The organism is Leclercia sp. M-A074-M, from assembly GCF_965195605.1.
Lineage (GTDB): Bacteria > Pseudomonadota > Gammaproteobacteria > Enterobacterales > Enterobacteriaceae > Enterobacter.
On the sequence record NZ_CBDAHM010000002.1, the window covers coordinates 576,008 to 598,383 of the forward strand.

The window sequence follows — 22,376 nt, forward strand, 5'->3', positions numbered from 1 at the left end:
TCAGGCAACCTGAACGGGGATCGCTTTCGCGGTGCGTTTCATGTCGTTGTCGCCTTCGAAATAGGCCACTTTCGGCTGCCAGCGGCGGGCTTCCTCGTCGGACATCATAACGAAGCTGGCGATGATGACGATATCGCCCACGTTGGCACAGTGCGCGGCCGCACCGTTCACGGAGATGATTTTAGAACCCCGTTCAGCCGCGATAGCATAGGTTGAGAAACGATTGCCGTTACTCACGTTCCAGATATCAATGGCTTCGTTTTCAAGAATACCCGCCGCGTCGAGAAAATCCTGATCGATCGCGCAGGAGCCTTCATAGTGCAGATCGGCCTGAGTGACCTTCACACGGTGAAGCTTACCTTGCAACATTTTGCGAATCATGATGTTACCTTTACTCTTCTTCGTAACCCACTTGCCCGCAAGTGGGAAGGGAAACTAATCCATTAGCTATCTATCAGCTCAGTCATTACTGAGCCAGTTCAACGACACTGTTGTCGATCAGGCGCGCCTGACCGAGCCATGCAGCAACCAGGATCACCGCGCGTTTGCTGGTGGCAGAGAGCTCCAGCAGCGTATCGGCATCGCGGATCTGAATATCATCAGCCCGGAAGCCTTTGTCATTCAGCTCCTGTTCGGCAATGGCGATAATCTCTTCACTGCTCAGCGCCTTCTGTTGCAGCTTTTCAACCATCGCGCTCATCACCTTATACAGACCCGGCGCGATTTTACGCTGGTCAGCGGTGAGGTAGCCGTTGCGGGAGCTCAGCGCCAGGCCATCTTTGGCACGCACGATCGGTACGCCAACGATGTCGATGTCGTAGCCCATGTCGGCTACCATCTTGCGGATCAGCGCCAGTTGCTGGAAATCTTTCTCGCCGAAACAGGCGATATCCGGCTGCACAAGGTTAAACAGCTTGCTGACGATGGTAGAAACACCGCGGAAATGACCCGGACGGCTGGCGCCTTCCAGCATGGTGGAGATACCCGGTACGTCCACATAGGTCGTCTCTTCCGTACCCTTAGGATAGACATCATTCGGTGCCGGGGCGAAGACGAAATCGACCTGATGCTTTTTCAGCTTCTCGCAATCTTCCTGCAGCGTGCGCGGGTAGCGGGCCAGGTCGTCGGCACGGTCAAATTGCATCGGGTTAACAAAAATGCTCACCACTACCACATCGGCACGGGCTTTGGCTTCGTCCACCAACTTCATGTGGCCGTCATGCAGGTTGCCCATGGTGGGAACCAGCGCGATACGTTTACCTTCCTGGCGCAGGCGACGAATATGCTGGCGCAGCAGCGGCAGGGTTTCAATGATTAGCACAACAAGACTCCTTACTGGAAACTGTGTTCTTCACCCGGGTAAACACCCGATTCAACGTCGGCAATATACTGCCTGACTGCGCCGCGCATGTCGCCTGCGTCGATAAGGAAATTCTTCGCAAATTTTGGGATATGCCCGCCGGTAATGCCAAACGCATCGTGCATCACCAGAATTTGTCCGTCGGTGACGTTACCGGCGCCAATGCCGATCACCGGAATAGAAAGCGCCTCGGTAATGCGTTTCGCCAGCGACACCGGCACGCACTCCAGCACCAGCAGCTGTGCCCCTGCGGCTTCTAACGCCTGCGCATCATCAAACAGGGTCTGGGCAGCGTCACCGCGGCCCTGCACCTTATAGCCACCGAAGATATTGACCGACTGCGGGGTTAACCCCAGATGGCCGCATACCGGCACCGCGCGCTCGGTGAGCATGCGTACGGTCTCAACCAGCCAGGCGCCGCCTTCCACTTTGACCATGTTGGCACCGGCGCGCATCACCGTGGCGGCATTTTCAAACGCCTGCTCCGGTGTGGCGTAGGCCATAAACGGGAGATCGGCGAGCAGCAGAGAAGCTGGGGCTCCGCGGCGAACCGCCCGGGTATGATAAGCAATATCTTCTACCGTTACCGGCAGAGTGGAGTCATGTCCCTGGACCGTCATCCCTAACGAGTCGCCGACCAGCATGACGTTAATCCCCTCTTCGGCAAAGAGTTTGGCGAAGCTGTAGTCATAGGCGGTAATGGTGGCGAAGCGCTGCTTGTCCTGTTTGCATTTCTGCAGGGTGGCGATGGTGGTTGGTTTCATACTGTTTCCTGATAGCCCAAAGCGAATCTTTGCGCATTCTAACAGTAACATTCGGGGGAACAATGATTTTACGTAACCGATTAACCATAAATATTTCATGGTTAATCAACGGAAATTTACTGTTACCAGTGAGCTGGTTTTTCGGCGTTAAGCTGCGTCAGCAGGGCGCTCAGACTTTCGCCGTCGGGGAAGATCAGGTCGGGGGCAATTTCAAACAGCGGCCAGAGCATAAAGCCGCGGCGTTTCATGTCGTAATGCGGCACGGTCAGGCGTTCGGTGTTAATCACCGCATCACCAAACAGCATGATATCCAAATCGAGGGTGCGCGGTCCCCAGCGCTCTTCTTTACGCACGCGCCCCTGCTGCAGCTCAATGCGCTGGGTGTTGTCCAGCAGCGCGTCGGCGCTAAGGGCGGTTTCCAGCGCAATGGCGGCGTTGAGGTAGTCGGGCTGATCCTGCGGGCCCAGCGGGGGCGTGCGATAGAAAGAGGAGAGGGCGACAACGCGGCTCTGCGGAATGTCGCCCAGCGCCTGGACGGCAGCATTGACCTGCTCCAGCGGAGAGGCCAGATTACTGCCGATGGCGATATAGGTCAGCGTCATGCGGCCCCTTCGCGGCGTGGAGCACGCTTACGTGGACGACGATGGCGGCGACGCGGCGCCGGCTCTTCATCGAGACCGGTCAGCATGTCCTTCTGCGCCGGTGGCGCAGAAACCTGGAACTCACCCCACCACTGCACCAGCGCCTGCAGCTCGCGGTTGTTCTCCGCTTCGGCACGCAGGGCCATCAGATCGTAAGCCGCACGGAATTTTGGATGCTCCATTAACTTCCATGCGCGTTTACCCTGACGACGGGACATCCGCAGCTGAAGCTGCCAGATATCACGCACCAGCGTGGTGATGCGTTTCGGGATCGCCAGCGAACGGCAGGCTTCATCCAGCACATCGTTAGCGGCCAGGGCGAAGGCATCGTAGTAGGCCAGACCGCTCTCCTGAGCAATCTTCTGTGCCGTCTCCAGCAGCGGATACCAGAACATCGCCGCAAAGAGGAATGCCGGGTTAACGCGCATATCGTTCTGAATGCGGTTATCGGTATTCTTCAACACCTGGTCGATGATACGTTCCATCGCGCTGTCACCTTTTTCGGTGAAGTTGCGCGTAATGGTCGGGAACAGGGGCTGGAACAGGCTGTATTCGCGCAGCAGCTGATAGGTGGCAAAACCGTGACCAGCCTGCAGCAGCTTCAGCGCCTCTTCAAACAGACGCGCCGGGGGCACATCGTTGATCAGCGTTGCCAGGCGCGGGATCGGCTCGGCGGTTTCCGGGCTGATGTGCATACCCAGCTTGGCGGCAAAACGCACGGCACGCAGCATCCGCACCGGATCTTCGCGGTAGCGGGTTTCCGGGTTGCCGATCAGGCGAATCAGACCCGCTTTAAGATCCGGCACCCCACCCACGAAATCGCGGACGGTAAAGTCAGCCACGCTGTAATACAGGCTGTTGATAGTGAAATCGCGACGCTGGGCATCTTCTTCGATAGAACCGAAGATATTGTCACGCAGCAGCATACCGTTCTGGCCGCGCTGGGAAGTGGTGCGATCGGTTGGCGTGCCTTCGTGATGACCACGGAAGGTGGCCACTTCGATGATCTCCGGCCCAAACATCACGTGAGCAAGACGGAAGCGGCGGCCAACCAGACGGCAGTTGCGGAATAATTTCCGCACCTGCTCAGGCGTGGCGCTGGTGGTCACGTCAAAATCTTTCGGCTTTTTGCCCAGCAACAGGTCACGCACCCCGCCACCAACGAGATACGCCTCATAGCCAGCTTTATTCAGGCGATAAAGCACCTTAAGGGCGTTTTCACTGATATCTTTGCGGGAAATAGCATGCTGTTCGCGCGGAATAACCGACATCGTATTTTGAACAATGACGTCATCCGCCATGCTCTCATCGCGGCTCAGCACCTTACGGCAAAAATTAGCGACTCGGGTAAAAATAGTACACCTCGGTAGTGTGTGTTTCAGAATTCAGGACAAAAAATAGCGGCTAATCATAGCTCAGCGAGACGCATTTGAGAATGCTGGATTTTCGGCACGCGAATGAGCGACCAGTTGGCCACCGCTTTTTCCAGCAATTCTTCGGTGCGCAGATCCTGCCACTCATTTGTTACATCCTGGTTTAGAAATTGTAAAGCATTGATAAGAACAGGGCGAGGATCGCCGGTCGGTAATGCGGGGGCATGATTCTGTTTCGAGAGTTTCATCCCTTTTTCATTCACCACCAGCGGCAGGTGAATGTAGTCCGGAACCGGCCAGCCAAACAGCCGGTAGAGCGAAATCTGCCGGACGGTAGGTTCAATCAGGTCGGCTCCGCGCACAATTTCGTTTACGCCCTGGAAATGGTCATCCACCACCACCGCCAGGTTATAAGCAAACAGCCCGTCCCGCCGATGGATAATGAAATCCTCGCCCGCCAGGCGCGCATCGGCGTGGAGTTCACCCTGTAACCGGTCGGTAAAGCAGGTGACGGGATGCTGTTGCATCACCCGCACCGCCGCATTTTCCGGGCCGTGATGCAGGGTGCGGCAGTGGCCGTCATAGACGCCGCCGACGCGCTGAATGCGGGCGCGGGTGCAGGTGCAGTAGTACGAAAGACCCTCGGCATGCAGCCAGGCCAGGCGTTCGCGGTAGGCTTCGTGGCGTTGGGATTGCCAGAGAACATCGCCGTCCCAGTGCAGGCCGTAATGTTCCAGCTGTCGCAGAATGGACTCTGCCGCACCGGGAACTTCACGCGGAGGGTCGATATCTTCAATACGCACGCGCCAGATACCCTGTCGGGCACGGGCTTGCAGATAGCTGCCAAGGGCGGCAATAAGCGAGCCGAAATGCAGTTCGCCAGAGGGGGATGGCGCGAAGCGCCCAATATAGTCAGCAGGCATAATTACACGGCGCAGAAAGTAATCAGGCGGGAGAGAACTCCCGCCTGTGGTAGCGTCATAACAGGGCTGGCATTAACCGGCCATCTGTTTTTCGCGGATTTCTGCCAGCGTTTTACAGTCGATGCACAGGTCGGCTGTCGGACGGGCTTCCAGACGACGAATGCCGATTTCGACACCGCAGGACTCGCAGAAGCCGAAATCTTCGTCTTCGACTTTTTTCAGCGTTTTCTCAATCTTTTTGATCAGCTTGCGCTCGCGGTCACGGTTACGCAGTTCGAGGCTGAATTCTTCTTCCTGGGCGGCACGGTCTACCGGATCCGGGAAGTTAGCCGCTTCGTCCTGCATATGTGTAACGGTGCGATCGACTTCATCCCGGAGTTGATTACGCCATGCTTCAAGGATTCGCTTGAAGTGTGATAGCTGGGCTTCATTCATATACTCTTCGCCCGGCTTCTCTTGATACGGCTCCACCCCAGCGATGGCGAGAATACTCAGGGACGATGTTTTACGGTTTTGCCCTTCTTGCATGTTGCTTCTCCTTAACACGCACTATCGATCCCCGTGTTGGGGGAAAAATCAGGCCGCTATAAATAGCAGATGCTTTTCCGTAAGGCAATTATCTAAACGTAACACTTGACAAGCCTGTGAGGAAAAGCGTATTTGCGCACACGACCAGAATACTTATTAGCCAACGCTCAACCCCTTTCATAACGTGGCGGGGAGAGCGGATCTCAGAGTGATATTATCGGCAGAAAGTTCAGCTTTATACACCAAAACCTCTACCCCCTGCTTTTGTGCCTCATTCAACAGTTGCGCGTACTTAAGGTCAATATGGCGGGCGGGTGAAAATCGCCCAATTGCGCTGTGCAATACTGCAAATAACAGCACGGCGCGTTTGCCCGCCGCCGCTACACTCATAAGCTCCCGGAGGTGCTTCTGCCCTCGCAGCGTCACCGCATCCGGGAAATAACCGTTATCTTTCTCAGCTAACGTCACTGATTTCACTTCAATATAGCACTCGGGGCGATCGTCTGCCTGCAACATAAAGTCGATTCTGCTGCTTTCGCTGCCATATTTTACTTCGCTTTTTAGCGTGTTATAGCCGCGCAGTTCCGGAATAAAATCCAGACTAATCGCCTCTTTGACCAGCTGGTTCGCTCGCAGCGTATTGACGCAAATATATTCTCCGTCCGCGGTCTGGGTTATTTCCCAGGTGTGAGGATATTTACGTTTGATATTACTGGAGGTGGAGTACCAGACGGTATCCCCCGGCGTGGCGCAGCCGGTCATCGCCCCGGTATTGGGGCAGTGCAGGGTCAGGGTTTCACCGTTAGGCGTTACCACGTCGGCAAGAAAACGTTTATAGCGTTGTACCAGCGTGGCGGGTTGTAGGGCAGGGGTAAACTGCATGCAAATTCCTTGTTATTCGGTAAGCGTCCAGCGCTGGAGCGGCGTGTAGCGCGTGCGCCCGCCTGCGAAACGGCTCTCGTAGAGGACAAAATCTTTCACCGCAAACGACCAGTGAAAACCCGGTGGCGGAATGGCCACGGCGTGGCTGGCATCGCGCAGCAGGGTGATATGCGGATGAAACGGCTGGGGGCTTTGATAGCAGCCGCTGCGCGCCGCCTGGGCCCGCAGCATGTTGGCCAGCTGTAATAAACCCCGCGGCGGCTGGCGAGTACCCAGCCAGACCACGCGGGAGCGCAGCCACTGTCCGGCATCGTCCAGCGTCAGGGTAAACTCCGGCTGACGGATGCGTCCGGCCATTGCCGCCAGCGCCTGCTGTTTCTCAGGGCTGACATCCCCTAAAAACGCCAGCGTCAGGTGCAGGTTGCCGCCCGCCACCGGACGGCCCGCTTCCGGCGCAAAGTGGTCGGCGCGCCAGCGGACGATCTGCCGCTGGAGCGAGGCAGGCATTTCAATGGCAAAAAACAACCTTTTTGACTCGGACATACGGCGCACTCGGTAATGAATTGTGGCGATGCTACAATGTACGCCGTCTAAAGTTAACCCTCTGGAGCCATTCGTGTCCTTGTTGCCGGTCGCCGCTGTCCTTCCCGATCTCCTTCACGCCTTACAACATGCCCCCCAGGTGCTGCTGAACGCGCCAACCGGTGCGGGCAAATCGACCTGGCTGCCGCTGCAGATCCTGGCGCAGGGGGCGATCAACGGCAAAATCATCCTGCTCGAACCGCGCAGGCTCGCGGCCCGCAACGTGGCGCAGCGCCTGGCGGAGCTGCTGGGGGAAAAGCCCGGCGAGACGGTCGGCTACCGGATGCGCGCCGAAACCTGCGTGGGGGCCAACACCCGGCTGGAGGTGGTCACCGAGGGGATCCTCACCCGGATGCTGCAGCAGGATCCCGAGCTTAACGGCACAGGGCTGGTGATCCTTGATGAGTTCCACGAGCGCAGCCTGCAGGCGGATCTGGCGCTGGCGCTGCTGCTGGATGTCCAGCAGGGACTGCGGGACGATCTCAAACTGCTGATCATGTCCGCGACCCTGGATAACGCGCGGCTCCAGCGCCTGCTGCCGGAGGCGCCCACCATCGTGTCTGAGGGCCGTACTTTTCCGGTGGAGCGGCGCTATCAGTCGCTCTCCACCCATCTGCGTTTCGACGAAGCGGTGGCGGTCGCCACCGCCGAGCTGCTGCGCCAGGAGCCGGGCTCGCTGCTGTTGTTCTTACCCGGCGTGATTGAGATCCAGCGGGTACAGGAGCAGCTGTCACGTCGCGTAAGTGATGACGTGGTGCTCTGCCCGCTGTATGGCGCGCTGCCGCTGGCCGAGCAGCGTAAAGCGATCCTGCCAGCCCCGCCAGGGCAGCGCAAAGTGGTGCTGGCGACCAATATTGCCGAAACCAGCCTGACCATCGAGGGCATCCGGCTGGTGGTGGACTCCGCCCAGGAGCGGGTGGCGAATTTCGACCCGCGCACCGGCCTGACCCGCCTGCTGACCCAGCGCGTGAGCCAGGCTTCCATGACCCAGCGCGCCGGGCGCGCCGGGCGACTGGAGCCGGGAATCTGCCTGCATCTTACGCCGTTTGAGCAGGCAGAACGCGCCGCGGCGCAGGGCACGCCCGAAATTATGCAAAGCGATCTCAGCGGCCTGCTGATGGAACTGTTGCAGTGGGGCTGCCGGGAACCCTCGCAATTAAACTGGCTGGATCTGCCGCCTGCGACTAACCTTGCGGCGGCCCGGCGCTTATTAACGCAGCTTGGGGCGCTGGCGGGAGAGAAGCTCACCGCCTTTGGTCAGAAGATGGCGAAGTCTGGCAACGATCCGCGGCTGGCGGCCATGCTGGCCAGCGCGACGGATGACGACGATATTGCGACGGCGGCAAAGCTGGCCGCTATCCTTGAACAGCCGCCGCGTGGCACCAGTAGCGATCTGGCTCAGGCCTTCTCCCGCAATCAGCCGGAGTGGCAGCAGCGTGCCCGGCAGTTGAGTGCGCGCCTGAACAGCCGGGGCGGGGCGCCGGAGAGCGACCGGGTGCCCGTGCTGCTGGCGAAGGCGTTTCCCGACCGGATCGCCCGCCGCCGTGGGCTTGATGGACGCTATCAACTGGCAAATGGCATGGGCGCGATGCTACAGAGCGACGACGCCATGACCCGCCACGAGTGGCTGATTGCGCCGCTACTGTTGCAGGGCAGCCAGTCGCCGGATGCCCGTATTCTGCAGGCCATAGCTGTGGATATTGATACTCTGATCGCCGCTTCTCCGGGCCTGGTGGAACAGTCTGACACCGTGGAGTGGGATGAAGCGCAGGGCACGCTGAAGGCGCTGCGGCGTTCGCAGATTGGCCGCCTGACGGTGAGCGTTAAGCCGCTGGCAAAGCCCTCGGAAGAGGAGCTGCATCAGGCGATGCTTAACGGCATCCGCGATAAAGGGCTCAGCGTGCTGAACTGGACCCCGGAGGCGGAGCAGTACCGGCTTCGCCTGCACTGCGCGGCGCAGTGGCTGCCGGAGTACGCGTGGCCCGCGGTAGACGAAGCCTCGCTGCTGGCAAATCTGGAAAACTGGTTACTGCCGCAAATGAGTGGCGTACACTCCCTGCGCGCGCTAAAAGCGCTGGATGTTAAGGCGGCATTACAGAACTTAACCGACTGGTCGTTACGCCAACGTCTGGATACCGAGCTTCCAGGGCATTACACTGTGCCCACCGGCAGCCGGATAGCCATTCGTTATCATGAAGATAATCCTCCGGCGCTGGCGGTACGCATGCAGGAGATGTTTGGCGAGGCGACCACGCCTGCCATTGCGCAGGGGCGGGTGCCGCTGGTGCTGGAGCTGTTGTCACCGGCCCAGCGTCCGCTGCAGATCACCCGGGATTTGGGTGCATTCTGGGCTGGCAGCTACCGCGAGGTGCAAAAAGAGATGAAAGGGCGTTATCCCAAACATGTCTGGCCGGACGACCCGGCAAATACCGCGCCGACCCGGCGCACGAAGAAGTATTCGTAGCGCCACCCGGCAATACCCTCTGAGAGGGTAAATTTGAGAGATTTCTTCTTCCTCCATCAGGGGGAAGACCAGAGAATCGGGCCTTTGCGCCTGATAGTTGCGGAGAGAAAGCATGGCGGGGAATGACCGCGAGCCAATTGGACGTAAAGGAAGACCTGCCCGTCCGGCAAAAGAAAAGGCAGGCCGTCGACGCCTCAGAGATGAAGAGTACGACGATGTTGATAATGAGTATGACGATGACGCACCTGCGCCACGTAAAGGAAAAGGCAAAAAAGGTAAACCTCGTGGCAAGCGCGGCTGGTTCTGGCTGCTGCTGAAGCTGTTTATTGTTTTCCTCATCCTGCTGGCGGTCTATGGCGTCTATCTGGATCAAAAGATCCGCAGCCGCATTGACGGCAAAGTCTGGCAGCTGCCGGCGGCGGTCTATGGCCGGATGGTTAACCTTGAGCCGGATATGTCCATCAGCAAGAATGAGATGGTCAAGCTGCTGGAGGCGACCCAGTACCGCCAGGTGACGAAGATGACCCGTCCCGGCGAGTTTACGGTGCAGGCGAAGAGCATTGAGATGATCCGCCGTCCGTTTGACTTCCCGGACAGTAAAGAGGGGCAGGTGCGCGCGCGTCTGACCTTCGATGGCGATCATCTGGAAACCATTGAGAACATGGAGAACAACCGTCAGTTCGGTTTCTTCCGTCTCGATCCGCGGCTGATCACCATGCTCTCCTCGCCAAACGGCGAGCAGCGCCTGTTTGTGGCGCGTAATGGCTTCCCGGATCTGCTGGTGGATACCCTGCTGGCGACCGAGGACCGTCACTTCTATGAGCACGATGGCGTCAGCCTCTACTCCATTGGTCGTGCGGTGCTGGCGAACCTGACCGCAGGACGCACGGTGCAGGGGGCAAGTACCCTGACCCAGCAGCTGGTGAAGAACCTGTTCCTCTCCAGCGAACGCTCCTACTGGCGTAAGGCCAACGAAGCCTACATGGCCGTGCTGATGGATGCGCGCTACAGCAAAGACCGCATTCTTGAGCTCTACATGAACGAGGTCTATCTCGGTCAGAGCGGCGACAATGAAATTCGCGGCTTCCCGCTGGCGAGCCTCTACTACTTTGGCCGTCCGGTGGAAGAGCTGAGCCTCGACCAGCAGGCGTTGCTGGTGGGCATGGTTAAGGGTGCCTCCATCTACAACCCGTGGCGTAACCCGAAACTGGCTCTGGAGCGGCGTAATCTGGTGCTGCGTCTGCTGCAACAGCAGCAGGTGATCGACCAGGAACTGTATGACATGCTCAGCGCACGTCCGTTAGGCGTACAGCCGCGCGGCGGCGTCATCTCCCCGCAGCCTGCATTTATGCAGATGGTGCGTCAGGAGCTGCAGGCCAAACTGGGCGATAAGGTTAAAGATCTCTCCGGCGTGAAGATCTTCACCACCTTTGACTCCGTGGCGCAGGATGCCGCAGAGAAGGCGGCGGTAGAAGGTATTCCGGCGCTGAAAAAACAGCGCAAGCTGAACGATCTGGAGACCGCGATGGTGGTAGTCGATCGCACCACCGGCGAAGTGCGGGCGATGGTCGGCGGGGCAGAGCCGCAGTTTGCGGGCTATAACCGCGCCATGCAGGCACGCCGTTCGATCGGCTCTCTGGCTAAACCGGCGACCTATCTCACCGCTTTGAGCCAGCCGAACCAGTATCGTCTCAACACCTGGATCGCCGATGCCCCGATTGCCCTGCGCCAGCCGAATGGCCAGGTCTGGTCGCCGCAGAACGACGATAAGCAGTACAGCGGCCAGGTGATGCTGGTGGACGCCCTGACGCGTTCCATGAACGTGCCGACGGTTAACCTTGGGATGGCGCTTGGCCTGCCAGCAGTCACCGATACTTGGCTAAAACTGGGCGTGCCGAAAGATCAGCTGCATCCGGTTCCGGCCATGCTGCTGGGGGCCCTGAACCTGACGCCAATTGAAGTGGCGCAGGCGTTCCAGACCATCGCCAGCGGCGGGAACCGTGCTCCGCTCTCTGCGCTGCGTTCAGTGATTGCCGAAGACGGCACCCCGCTGTACCAGAGCTTCCCGCAGGCGGAGCGTGCCGTACCGGCGCAGGCTGCCTATATGACCCTCTGGACCATGCAGCAGGTTGTGCAGCGCGGTACCGGGCGTCAGCTGGGGGCGAAGTACCCTGGCCTGCATCTGGCGGGTAAAACCGGGACCACCAATAACAACGTCGACACCTGGTTTGCGGGTATCGACGGACGTGAAGTGGTGATCACCTGGGTAGGGCGCGATAACAACCAGCCAACCAAGCTGTATGGTGCCAGCGGGGCGATGTCTATCTACCAGCGCTATCTGGCTAACCAGTCGCCGGTGCCGTTAACCCTGACGCCACCGGAAGATATCGTCGATATGGGCGTGGATGAGTCGGGCAACTTTGTGTGTGGCGGCGGTATGCGCCGTGTGCCGGTCTGGACCAGCAACCCGGACTCCCTGTGTCAGCAGGCTGCCCCGGAACCATCGGGTAATCCGTTTGACCAGTCTTCTCAGCCGCAGTCGCAGCCGCAACAACAGCAGCCGCAGCAGCCCGAGAAGAAGGAGAGCGACGGTGTCGCGGGCTGGATCAAGGATATGTTCGGCGGTTAACTCACCACTATTCCCTCTCCTGCGGGAGAGGGAATTTTCACCTCAATTAAACATCCCTCCAACACTCAAATCTCCATTTATTAACCCTCTATTTTCCATTGTTTAATTCTTATACCCTCATTTCCTGTAGGGGCGCATATCACTTGCTATGCCGTGAATGTTTCGCATAATATGCTGCGGTCATAATAATAATTCTCGTTTACGTTATCATTCACGCTTTCATCAGAGATATACCAATGGCGCTTTCAAAAACTGCTCAGCCAATGCAATCTTCACTGCGTAAAATCGCAGTTGTTGTAGCCACAGCGGTTAGCGGCATGTCTGCTTACGCTCACGCTGCCGAAACCCCTAAAAAAGAAGAAACCATCACCGTCACCGCAGCGCCTGCTCCGCAGGAGAGCGCCTGGGGACCGGCGGCGACCATTGCGGCACGCCAGTCCGCTACCGGCACCAAGACGGATACCTCCATTGAGAAGGTGCCGCAGTCGATTTCCGTTGTGACCGCGGAAGAGATGGCGCTGCACCAGCCGCGCTCGGTGAAAGAAGCACTGAGCTATACGCCAGGGGTGGCAGTCGGTACGCGTGGCGCGTCCAATACTTACGATTACCTGATTATTCGTGGCTTTGCTGCCGATGGCCAAAGCCAGAACAACTACCTCGACGGCATGAAGATGCAGGGCAACTTCTATAACGACGCGGTAATTGACCCTTATATGATCGAGCGCGCGGAAGTGATGCGCGGCCCGACCTCCGTTCTCTACGGCAAAAGCAGCCCGGGTGGTTTGCTGAATATGGTCAGCAAGCGTCCACTGACCGAGCCGCTGAAAGAGGTGCAGTTTAAGGTCGGGACGGATAGTCTGTTCCAGACCGGGTTTGACTTCAGCGATGCGCTGGACGACGACGGGGTTTACTCTTACCGCCTGACCGGTCTGGCGCGTTCTAACAACGCCCAGCAGGAGCGTGCGGAAGAGCAGCGTTACACCATTGCGCCATCCTTCTCCTGGCGTCCGTCTGATAAAACCAACTTCACCTTCCTCTCCTATTTCCAGAACGAACCGGAGACCGGTTACTACGGTTGGTTGCCGAAAGAGGGCACGGTTGATCCATTGCCAAACGGCGATCGCCTGCCGACCGACTTCAACGAAGGGGCGAAAAACAATACCTACTCCCGTAACCAGAAGATGGTCGGGTATAGCTTCGATCACGAATTCAACGACACCTTCACCGTGCGTCAGAACCTGCGTTTTGCCGAGAATAAAACCTCGCAGAACAGCGTCTATGGTTACGGCGTCTGCTCCGATGCGGCGAACAGTGGCAACGCCCTCTGTAACGCGTTATCACCTGCGGACAAAGGCCATTACCTGGCGCGTAAATATGTGGTTGACGACGAGAAGCTGCAAAACTTCACCGTTGATACCCAGCTGCAGAGCAAATTCGCCACCGGCGACGTTGACCATATCCTCCTGACCGGCGTTGACTATATGCGTATGCGTAACGATATCAACGCCTGGTTTGGCTATGACGCTTCCGTTCCGCTGCTGGATCTCTACAACCCGGTGTACAGCGATTTCGATTTCGACTCAAAAAACCCGGCGAACTCCGGTCCGTATCAGATCCTGAACAAGCAGCAGCAGACCGGTCTCTACGTGCAGGATCAGGCGCAGTGGAACAAGGTGCTGGTCACCCTGGGTGGCCGTTACGACTGGGCAGAGCAGGATTCGTTTAACCGCGTCGCGGGCACCACCGCATCACGTGATGACAACCAGTTCACCTGGCGCGGCGGGGTGAACTACCTGTTCGATAACGGCGTGACGCCATACTTCAGCTACAGCGAATCTTTCGAGCCCTCTTCCCAGACCGACGCGCAGGGTAAGCCGTTTGCGCCTTCTAAAGGCAAGCAGTACGAAGTGGGCGTGAAGTACGTGCCGAGCGATCGTCCGATCGTTCTGACCGGGGCCCTGTATCAACTGACCAAAACCAACAACCTGATGGCCGATCCTGCGGGCTCGTTCTTCTCGGTTGAAGGCGGCGAGATCCGCGCCCGCGGCGTGGAGATCGAAGCCAAAGCAGCGCTGTCTGCCAGCGTGAACGTGGTGGGGTCTTACACCTACACCGACGTGGAGTACACCACCGACACCAACTACAAAGGCAACACCCCGGCGCAGGTGCCTGAGCATATGGCTTCCCTGTGGGGGGATTACACCTTCTATGATGGCGCACTCTCTGGCCTGACCCTGGGCACCGGCGGTCGCTTCTCCAGCTCCAGCTATGGCGATCCGGCGAACTCCTTTAAGGTGGGCAGTTACGCAGTGATGGATGCGCTGGTGCGCTACGATCTGGCGCGCTTTGGCATGGCGGGCTCGAACGTGGCGCTGCACGTGAACAACCTGCTGGATCGTGAATACGTCGCCAGCTGCTTCAACACCTATGGCTGCTTCTGGGGAGCAGAACGCCAGGTTGTTGCGACTGCGACCTTCCGCTTCTAACCTTTAAATTTGGGCACGTTTTTCGTGCCCTTTTCTTTACTTAAGTTGGCTGACATGCAGGAAAACAACCCGCAATCCGATACCACTTTTGCACTCGATGGCGTCTCCTTTCGCGTTCCCGGACGCATGCTGCTGCATCCCCTTTCGCTGACCTTCCCCGCAGGCCAGGTGACCGGCCTTATCGGCCATAACGGCTCCGGCAAATCCACCTTACTGAAAATGCTCGGCCGCCATCAGCCGCCGTCTGAGGGCGATATCCTGCTGGATGGACAGCCGCTGGAGAGCTGGAACAGCAAGGCCTTTGCCCGCAAGGTGGCCTATCTGCCGCAGCAACTGCCGCAGGCGGAAGGGATGACCGTCCGCGAGCTGGTGGCGATTGGCCGTTATCCCTGGCATGGCGCGCTGGGGCGTTTTGGCGTGGCCGACCGCGAGAAAGTGGAAGAGGCGATTGCGCTGGTGGGGTTAAAACCGCTGGCCCATCGTCTGGTGGATAGCCTCTCCGGCGGCGAACGCCAGCGGGCCTGGATCGCCATGCTGGTGGCGCAGGATAGCCGTTGTTTACTGCTGGATGAGCCGACATCGGCCCTCGATATCGCCCATCAGGTGGATGTGCTGGCGCTGGTGCATCGCTTAAGCCAGCAGCGCGGGCTGACGGTGATTGCGGTGCTGCACGACATCAACATGGCGGCGCGTTACTGCGATTACCTGGTGGCGCTGCGCGGCGGGGAGATGATCGCCCAGGGCACGCCTGCCGAGCTGATGCGCAGCGAGACGCTGGAAAACATTTACGGCATTCCTATGGGTATTCTGCCGCATCCTGCGGGAGCGGCACCGGTGAGCTTTGTCTACTGATGCCTGATTTTATGATTAGCCGTCGCCACCTGCTGACGGCCATGGCCCTCTCGCCGCTGCTGTGGAAAATGAACACGGCGCAGGCTGCCGCAATCGATCCGCAGCGCATTGTGGCCCTGGAGTGGCTCCCCGTTGAGCTGCTGCTGGCGCTCGGCGTGACCCCTTACGGCGTGGCCGATATTCCTAACTACACCCTGTGGGTGAACGAGCCCCGGCTGCCAGAGTCGGTTATCGACATCGGCCTGCGTACCGAGCCCAACCTCGAACTGCTCACCCAGATGAAACCCTCGTACCTGGTCTGGTCGGCCGGGTATGGCCCGTCAGAAGAGAAGCTGGCGCGCATTGCGCCGGGGCGGGGTTTTGCCTTTAGCGACGGGAAAAAGCCGCTGGCTAACGCCCGCAAATCGTTAACCGAGATGGCGCAGCTTCTGAATCTGGAGAGTGCGGCCCGCCAGCATCTCGACCATTTCGACAGCGTGATTGACAGTTTCAAACCGCGCTTCGCCGGTCGTGGAGATCGCCCGCTACTGATGGTGACGCTGCTCGATGCCCGTCATATGCTGGTGTTTGGCAATAACTGCCTGTTCCAGGAAGTGCTGGATCGCTATGGGATTAAAAACGCCTGGGAAGGGGAGATGACCTTCTGGGGGAGTACCGCCGTCGGCATCGACCGTCTGGCGGCGTTTAAGGATGTGGATGTGCTCTGCTTCGATCACGGCAATGAACGGGAAATGCAGACCCTAATGGCGACGCCGCTGTGGCAGGCGATGCCGTTTGTCCGCCAGCAGCGCGTGAAGCGCGTTCCCGCGGTGTGGTTCTACGGCGCGACGCTGTCGGCAATGCACTTTGCCCGCGTGCTGGATAGCGCCCTGGGAGGCCAGGCATGAGGTCACGGATTGCCCTTTTCCCGGCGCTGTTTATGGCGCTGCTGCTGGCCGTTGCGCTGGGCTTAACCTGGTGGAACCTGAGCATTGCGCTGCCGCGGAGCGAGTGGGGCAGCGCGCTGGCCGCCCCGGATATCGACAATATTCAACAGATGCTGTTCCACTACAGCCTGCTGCCGCGGCTGGCGATCTCGCTGCTGGTGGGGGCCGGGCTTGGGCTGGTGGGCGTACTGTTCCAGCAGGTGCTGCGTAACCCGCTCGCCGAGCCAACCACTCTGGGGGTGGCAACCGGTGCCCAGCTGGGGATGACCATCATCACCCTGTGGGCGCTACCGGGCGTACTGGCGGCGCAGTTCGCCGCGCTGGTGGGCGCTTGCGTCGTCGGGGCGATTGTCTTTGGCGTGGCCTGGGGTAAACGCCTCTCGCCGGTCACCCTGATCCTGGCAGGCCTGGTGGTGAGCCTTTACTGCGGCGCGGTTAACCAACTGCTGGTGATTTTCCATCACGACCAGCTGCAAAGCATGTTCCTCTGGAGCACCGGGACGCTGACGCAAACCGACTGGAGCATCGTCCAGCGCCTGTGGCCGCAGCTGCTCGCCGGCGTGGTGCTGACTCTGCTGCTGCTGCGCCCGCTTACCCTGATGGGTCTTGATGATGGCGTGGCGCGTAACCTCGGGCTGGCGCTCTCCCTGGCGCGTCTGGCAGCGCTGACGCTGGCGATTGTTATCAGTGCTCTGCTGGTGAATGCTGTGGGCATCATCGGCTTTATCGGCCTGTTCGCGCCGCTGCTGGCGAAAATGCTGGGGGCGCGGCGCTTGCTCTCCCGACTGATACTGGCCCCGCTGATTGGGGCGCTGATCCTCTGGCTCTCTGACCAGGTGATCCTCTGGCTTACCCGGGTGTGGATGGAGGTCTCCACCGGTTCTGTAACCGCCCTGATCGGCGCGCCGCTGCTGCTGTGGCTGCTGCCGCGTCTGCGCAGCATGAGCGCCCCGGCGATGAACGCGGGCGATAAAGTGCAGGCCGAGCGCCACCACGTGGTGTGGTTTGCCCTGGCAGGCGGCGCGGTACTGCTGCTGGCGGTGATAGCGGCGATGGCGTTTGGCCGGGATGCGCAGGGATGGCACTGGGCGAGCGGAGCGATGCTTGACGAACTGTTGCCGTGGCGCGCGCCGCGTATTTTTGCCGCCCTGATGGCCGGGGTGATGCTAGCGGTGGCGGGTTGCATTATTCAGCGTCTTACCGGTAACCCGATGGCGAGCCCGGAAGTGCTGGGGATCAGCTCCGGTGCGGCGTTCGGCGTGGTGCTGATGCTCTTCTTTGTACCGGGTAATGCCTTCGGCTGGCTGATGCCTGCGGGTAGCCTTGGTGCCGCAGCGACGCTGCTGATTATCCTGGTCTCTGCCGGGCGCGGCGGCTTCTCGCCGCACCGGATGCTGCTGGCGGGGATGGCGCTGAGCACCGCCTTCACCATGCTGCTGATGATGCTGCAGGCCAGCGGCGATCCGCGTATGGCGCAGATCCTGACCTGGATTTCCGGCTCAACCTATAATGCGACAACCGAACAGGTTATGAGCACCGGGATAGCAATGCTCCTCCTGCTGGCGCTGGTGCCGCTCTGCCGTCGCTGGCTGACGGTGCTGCCGCTGGGTGGCGACACGGCCCGTTCGGTGGGCATGGCGTTGAACCGCTCGCGAATCGGCCTGCTGCTGCTGGCGGCAGCGCTGACGGCGACGGCGACCCTGACGATTGGCCCGCTGAGTTTTATCGGGCTGATGGCGCCGCACATCGCGCGGATGATGGGCTTCCGTCGGACGATGCCGCACATTGTGATGTCGGCGTTAATCGGAGGGATACTGCTGGTGTTCGCCGACTGGTGCGGCCGGATGGTGCTGTTCCCGTATCAGATCCCGGCGGGGCTGCTCTCCACCTTTATCGGTGCGCCGTACTTTATCTATCTGCTGAGGAAGCAGAGCAGGTAAAAAATGCCGGGTGGCGGCTTCGCCTTACCCGGCCTACGGTTCGAGGGTTTTGTAGGCCGGGTAAGCGTTAGCGCCACCCGGCAAACAACATCATCAGAGCTTCGCAAACACCCGGCGCGCCGCCTCGATGGTTTTGTTGATGTCCTCTTCGCTGTGCGCAACCGACATAAAGCCCGCCTCAAACGCCGACGGCGCCAGGTAAACGCCCTCGTCCAGCATCAGATGGAAGAAGCGCTTGAAGCGCTCAACGTCGCACTGCACCACATCCTGATAGCAGGTGACGGTTTTAGCCGTGGTGAAGAAGAGGCCGAACATGCCGCCCACGTGGTTTACCACCAGCGGAATACCCACATCTTCCGCCGCGTCCAGCAGACCGTTTGCCAGTTGGGTAGTGCGATCGGTCAGGGTGGTGTGGATCCCCGGCTGGGCCACTTCGGTCAGACAGGCGAAACCGGCGGCCATGGCAATTGGGTTACCGGAGAGGGTGCCCGCCTGGTAGACCGGACCGGTTGGGGCCAGCGCATCCATCACCTCTTTGCGACCGCCGAAGGCGCCCACCGGCATGCCGCCGCCGATGATTTTGCCCAGACAGGTGAGATCCGGCACCACGTCGTAATAAGACTGGGCGCCCGCCAGCGCCACGCGGAAGCCGGTCATCACTTCGTCGATAATCAGCAGCGCGCCGAACTCATCGCACAGCGCACGCAGGCCCTGCAGGAAGCCCGGCTGCGGTGGAATGCAGTTCATGTTGCCCGCCACCGGCTCAACGATGATGCAGGCGATCTCCTGCGGATACTGCTCAAAGGCGGCACGCACCGAATCGAGATCGTTATAGGTACAGGTCAGGGTGTGCTTCGCGAAATCCGCCGGCACGCCCGGAGAGTTCGGCTGGCCGAGGGTCAGGGCGCCGGAACCGGCTTTCACCAGCAGACAGTCGGCATGACCGTGGTAGCAGCCTTCAAATTTGATAATTTTGTCACGGCCGGTAAAACCACGGGCCAGACGGATGGCGCTCATGGTCGCTTCGGTACCGGAGTTCACCATGCGCACCATATCCATGGTCGGGACCAGTTCAGTCACCAGCTCCGCCATTTTGACTTCCATCTCGGTTGGCGCGCCGAAACTCAAACCGCGCTCCGCCGCTTCGATGACCGCGTTACGGATAGCCGGGTGGTTATGTCCCAGTACCATCGGGCCCCATGAGCCGACATAGTCGATATAGGCTTTGCCATCCACATCATACAGATAGGCGCCATCGGCACGTTCAATAAACAGCGGTGTACCGCCCACGCCGGTAAAGGCACGGACCGGGGAGTTAACACCGCCAGGGATTAGCTCGCGGGCAGCGCTGTAAAGCGTTTCAGACTTACTCATGGCGTGATTCCTGGCTCGTATAAAATGGTTAAGCGCACTATTCTAAGTGATTCGTGGAAGGTTATGAAATTTTTACCCTGGTAATGCATTAACAATTGTTAAGCAATTTTCAGGAGACGGCTGGACGGTCTCTGGTAAAATCCCTGCGGCGATTTGTATGACGAAAACTAACAGGCAATGAAATCAGATTCCCCCTCATTTGAAGAACAACAATTTGCGCGTGCGCAACATCGTATCAGCATCCGTCGGCTGCTCAACCGCGACAAGACGCCACTGGCAATTTTGCTGGGCGCAGCCGTTGTCGGCACGCTGGCAGGGCTGGTGGGCGTCGCGTTTGAAAGGGCCGTTAATGGCGTGCTGAACTGGCGTATTGGCACCGTTGCGGGTTATGCCGATCGTGAAGGGGTAGTCTGGATCCTGGCGTTCGGCTTATCTGCCCTGCTTGCGATGGTCGGTTATTTTCTGGTGCGTAAATTAGCCCCGGAAGCGGGCGGCTCGGGGATCCCTGAGATAGAAGGGGCGCTCGAAGAGCTGCGTCCGGTCCGCTGGTGGCGTGTACTGCCCGTTAAGTTTATCGGCGGAATGGGGACGCTTGGAGCGGGGATGGTGCTCGGACGGGAAGGGCCGACCGTACAGCTGGGCGGTAATGTTGGCCGTATGGTCAGCGATCTGTTCAGGATGCGCAGCGCTGAAGCACGCCATACGTTGCTGGCAACCGGTGCCGCCGCGGGGCTTTCCGCTGCGTTTAATGCCCCGCTGGCGGGGATCCTCTTTATCATTGAAGAGATGCGCGCCCAGTTTCGCTATAACCTGATCTCGATTAAAGCGGTCTTTACCGGCGTGATTATGTCGAGCATTGTCTTTCGGCTTTTCAATGGCGAAGGGGCGGTCATTGAGGTCGGTAAGTTGACCAACGCCCCGGTCAATACGCTCTGGCTTTATCTGATCCTCGGCATGATTTTTGGCATTGTTGGCCCGCTGTTTAATGCCCTTATTATTCGCGCTCAGGATATGTTCCAGCGGATCCACGGCGGCAATACAACCCGATGGGTGCTGGTGGGTGGCCTGCTGGGGGGCGTGTGCGGAGTGCTGGGCTTTATCGAACCCAACGCGGCTGGGGGTGGCTTTGGGCTGATCCCTATTGCGGCTGCGGGTAACTTCAGCATTGGCCTGCTGCTGTTTATGTTTATCTCGCGGGTCATCACCACCGTACTCTGCTTCTCTTCCGGCGCCCCTGGCGGCATTTTTGCCCCGATGCTGGCGTTGGGTACGTTGCTGGGTACGGCCTTTGGCATGGCTGCCGCCGCAGGCTTCCCGGCGTATCATCTTGAGGCCGGTACCTTTGCCATCGCCGGAATGGGGGCGCTGCTGGCGGCATCGTTGCGCGCGCCGCTGACCGGCATTGTGCTGGTGCTGGAGATGACCGACAATTACCAGCTCATTTTGCCAATGATCATTACCTGCCTGGGGGCCACACTATTAGCCCAGTTCCTCGGCGGACAACCGCTATACTCCACCATTCTTGCCCGTACCCTGGCGAAGCAGAATACTTGAATGAATTACCAGGGTATTAGATAATGACAACAAGAATTGGGTGATTTTTACCCACTAGCAGTATTCATGGGAGCATAAGATGAGTGATGACGTAGCGCTGCCGTTGCAGTTTACCGAAGCAGCAGCCAAAAAAGTAAAAGACCTGATTTCCGATGAAGACAACCCGGAGCTGAAATTGCGTGTATACATTACTGGCGGCGGCTGCAGCGGCTTCCAGTATGGCTTCACCTTTGACGATCAGGTTAACGATGGCGACATGACCATTGAGAAGCAGGGCGTCGCGCTGGTCGTAGACCCGATGAGCCTGCAGTATCTGGTCGGTGGTTCTGTTGACTATACCGAAGGTCTGGAAGGTTCACGCTTTGTGGTAACCAACCCGAACGCTACCAGCACCTGCGGGTGTGGTTCTTCGTTCAGCATCTGACGGTAATGCCCGGTGGCGCTTCGCTTACCGGGCCTACTCGCTATCTTCCATTATCATCCAGCGCAAAGGTTGGCAGCTTCAGATGCCAGCGGATTGCCGCCAGTCTGATTGCCAGCGTTACCACCATCCCCAGCATCGCCGCATGTTCCAGCGGAACATGAAAGGTATACCAGGCCGTGGCGTGAACGATCCCGCCCAGAATACAGGCCGTAGCGTAGATTTCCGTTCGCAGGATCATCGGCACTTCGCGCGCCAGAATATCGCGGATAATCCCGCCGCCCACGCCGGTCACCACCCCCATACAGATCGCCACCATCGGGCCGGTGCCAGCCATAAAGGCTTTGTTTACGCCAATCCCGACGAACACCGCGAGGCCCACCGCATCCAGCACCGGCAGCAGCCATTTCGGCAGGCGACGCGGCTGGCGAACGAGAATGATGGTTAGCATACAGGTGACCATGGCGACCACCAGGTCGGTGGGATCCTTGACCCAGAATACCGGGCCATGATCCAGCGCCATGTCGCGGATCGTTCCGCCGCCGACGGCCGTGACCACACCTAAGACCAGCACGCCAAACGGATCCATGCGTAACTTACCGGCCAGCAGAACGCCGGAAATCGCAAAAACGGCTGTGCCAAGAATATCCAGCCAGTAAACGAGCATCGTAATCCTC

19 protein-coding genes are annotated in these 22,376 nt (G+C 59.1%); 8 read left to right on the top strand and 11 right to left on the bottom strand.

Features of this window, described 5'->3' with window-relative positions:
• The 9 genes from panD to thpR form a co-directional block, all read right to left on the bottom strand.
• A complete protein-coding gene (panD, locus tag ACOKCT_RS06370; protein WP_032616579.1) occupies positions 1-381 on the bottom strand; it encodes an aspartate 1-decarboxylase in 381 nt (126 codons plus the stop codon).
• 85 nt (positions 382-466) lie between these two features.
• Positions 467-1,321: a pantoate--beta-alanine ligase gene (gene panC / locus ACOKCT_RS06375; protein ID WP_103823278.1), complete on the bottom strand. Its 855-nt coding sequence runs from the start codon at positions 1,319-1,321 to the stop codon at positions 467-469.
• Between the two features lie 11 nt (positions 1,322-1,332).
• Positions 1,333-2,124, bottom strand: coding sequence for a 3-methyl-2-oxobutanoate hydroxymethyltransferase (gene panB / locus ACOKCT_RS06380; RefSeq protein ID WP_103178311.1), 792 nt, complete (start codon positions 2,122-2,124; stop codon positions 1,333-1,335).
• Between the two features lie 122 nt (positions 2,125-2,246).
• Positions 2,247-2,726 carry a 2-amino-4-hydroxy-6-hydroxymethyldihydropteridine diphosphokinase gene (gene folK, locus ACOKCT_RS06385; protein WP_103178312.1) on the bottom strand — a complete coding sequence of 160 codons (480 nt, stop codon included), beginning with the start codon at positions 2,724-2,726 and terminating at the stop codon, positions 2,247-2,249.
• Positions 2,723-4,120, bottom strand: a complete 1,398-nt coding sequence (gene pcnB, locus ACOKCT_RS06390; protein ID WP_210405546.1) for a polynucleotide adenylyltransferase PcnB — start codon at positions 4,118-4,120, stop codon at positions 2,723-2,725. The genes folK and pcnB overlap by 4 nt, the downstream gene beginning before the upstream one ends.
• A 53-nt stretch (positions 4,121-4,173) precedes the next feature.
• Positions 4,174-5,061, bottom strand: a complete 888-nt coding sequence (gene gluQRS / locus ACOKCT_RS06395; RefSeq protein WP_103178314.1) for a tRNA glutamyl-Q(34) synthetase GluQRS — start codon at positions 5,059-5,061, stop codon at positions 4,174-4,176.
• A gap of 72 nt (positions 5,062-5,133) precedes the next feature.
• Positions 5,134-5,589, bottom strand: coding sequence for an RNA polymerase-binding protein DksA (gene dksA, locus ACOKCT_RS06400; RefSeq protein WP_012016093.1), 456 nt, complete (start codon positions 5,587-5,589; stop codon positions 5,134-5,136).
• A 177-nt stretch (positions 5,590-5,766) separates the two neighbouring features.
• Positions 5,767-6,471, bottom strand: coding sequence for a DNA/RNA nuclease SfsA (gene sfsA / locus ACOKCT_RS06405; RefSeq protein WP_103178315.1), 705 nt, complete (start codon positions 6,469-6,471; stop codon positions 5,767-5,769).
• 12 nt (positions 6,472-6,483) lie between these two features.
• Complete coding sequence (gene thpR / locus ACOKCT_RS06410; RefSeq protein ID WP_103178316.1) at positions 6,484-7,014, bottom strand: RNA 2',3'-cyclic phosphodiesterase; 531 nt, start codon at positions 7,012-7,014, stop codon at positions 6,484-6,486.
• A 73-nt stretch (positions 7,015-7,087) separates the two neighbouring features.
• On the opposite strand from thpR, the gene hrpB reads away from it, so the two are divergent.
• From hrpB to fhuB, 6 genes are all read left to right on the top strand, one after another.
• Positions 7,088-9,517, top strand: a complete 2,430-nt coding sequence (hrpB, locus tag ACOKCT_RS06415) for an ATP-dependent helicase HrpB (RefSeq protein WP_420193287.1) — start codon at positions 7,088-7,090, stop codon at positions 9,515-9,517.
• Positions 9,518-9,629: 112 nt separating this feature from the next.
• Positions 9,630-12,146, top strand: a complete 2,517-nt coding sequence (gene mrcB, locus ACOKCT_RS06420) for a bifunctional glycosyl transferase/transpeptidase (protein WP_263951330.1) — start codon at positions 9,630-9,632, stop codon at positions 12,144-12,146.
• A gap of 236 nt (positions 12,147-12,382) precedes the next feature.
• Positions 12,383-14,632, top strand: coding sequence for a ferrichrome porin FhuA (fhuA, locus tag ACOKCT_RS06425; RefSeq protein ID WP_103178319.1), 2,250 nt, complete (start codon positions 12,383-12,385; stop codon positions 14,630-14,632).
• 54 nt (positions 14,633-14,686) lie between these two features.
• The gene (gene fhuC / locus ACOKCT_RS06430; protein WP_420193288.1) at positions 14,687-15,484 is read left to right on the top strand and encodes a Fe3+-hydroxamate ABC transporter ATP-binding protein FhuC; all 798 of its coding nucleotides are present in this window, start codon (positions 14,687-14,689) and stop codon (positions 15,482-15,484) included.
• On the top strand, positions 15,484-16,371 hold the full coding sequence (gene fhuD / locus ACOKCT_RS06435) for a Fe(3+)-hydroxamate ABC transporter substrate-binding protein FhuD (RefSeq protein WP_420193289.1): 888 nt from the start codon (positions 15,484-15,486) through the stop codon (positions 16,369-16,371). The genes fhuC and fhuD overlap by 1 nt, the downstream gene beginning before the upstream one ends.
• Positions 16,368-18,350 (top strand): Fe(3+)-hydroxamate ABC transporter permease FhuB, encoded by a 1,983-nt coding sequence (fhuB, locus tag ACOKCT_RS06440; RefSeq protein ID WP_159339970.1) that lies wholly within the window; start codon positions 16,368-16,370, stop codon positions 18,348-18,350. The genes fhuD and fhuB overlap by 4 nt, the downstream gene beginning before the upstream one ends.
• 93 nt (positions 18,351-18,443) lie before the next feature.
• On the opposite strand, the gene hemL is transcribed toward fhuB, so the two are convergent.
• Positions 18,444-19,724 (bottom strand): glutamate-1-semialdehyde 2,1-aminomutase, encoded by a 1,281-nt coding sequence (gene hemL / locus ACOKCT_RS06445; RefSeq protein ID WP_159339969.1) that lies wholly within the window; start codon positions 19,722-19,724, stop codon positions 18,444-18,446.
• Positions 19,725-19,901: 177 nt separating this feature from the next.
• Between hemL and clcA the strand changes: the two genes are divergently transcribed.
• Entirely contained in the window at positions 19,902-21,278 is a 1,377-nt protein-coding gene (clcA, locus tag ACOKCT_RS06450; RefSeq protein WP_159339968.1) for a H(+)/Cl(-) exchange transporter ClcA, read from the top strand.
• A 79-nt stretch (positions 21,279-21,357) separates the two neighbouring features.
• Positions 21,358-21,702, top strand: a complete 345-nt coding sequence (gene erpA / locus ACOKCT_RS06455; RefSeq protein WP_039030319.1) for an iron-sulfur cluster insertion protein ErpA — start codon at positions 21,358-21,360, stop codon at positions 21,700-21,702.
• Between the two features lie 40 nt (positions 21,703-21,742).
• Here the strand turns inward: erpA and ACOKCT_RS06460 are convergent, their stop codons facing one another.
• The gene (locus ACOKCT_RS06460; RefSeq protein WP_214421634.1) at positions 21,743-22,366 is read right to left on the bottom strand and encodes a TRIC cation channel family protein; all 624 of its coding nucleotides are present in this window, start codon (positions 22,364-22,366) and stop codon (positions 21,743-21,745) included.
• Positions 22,367-22,376: the final 10 nt, after the last annotated feature.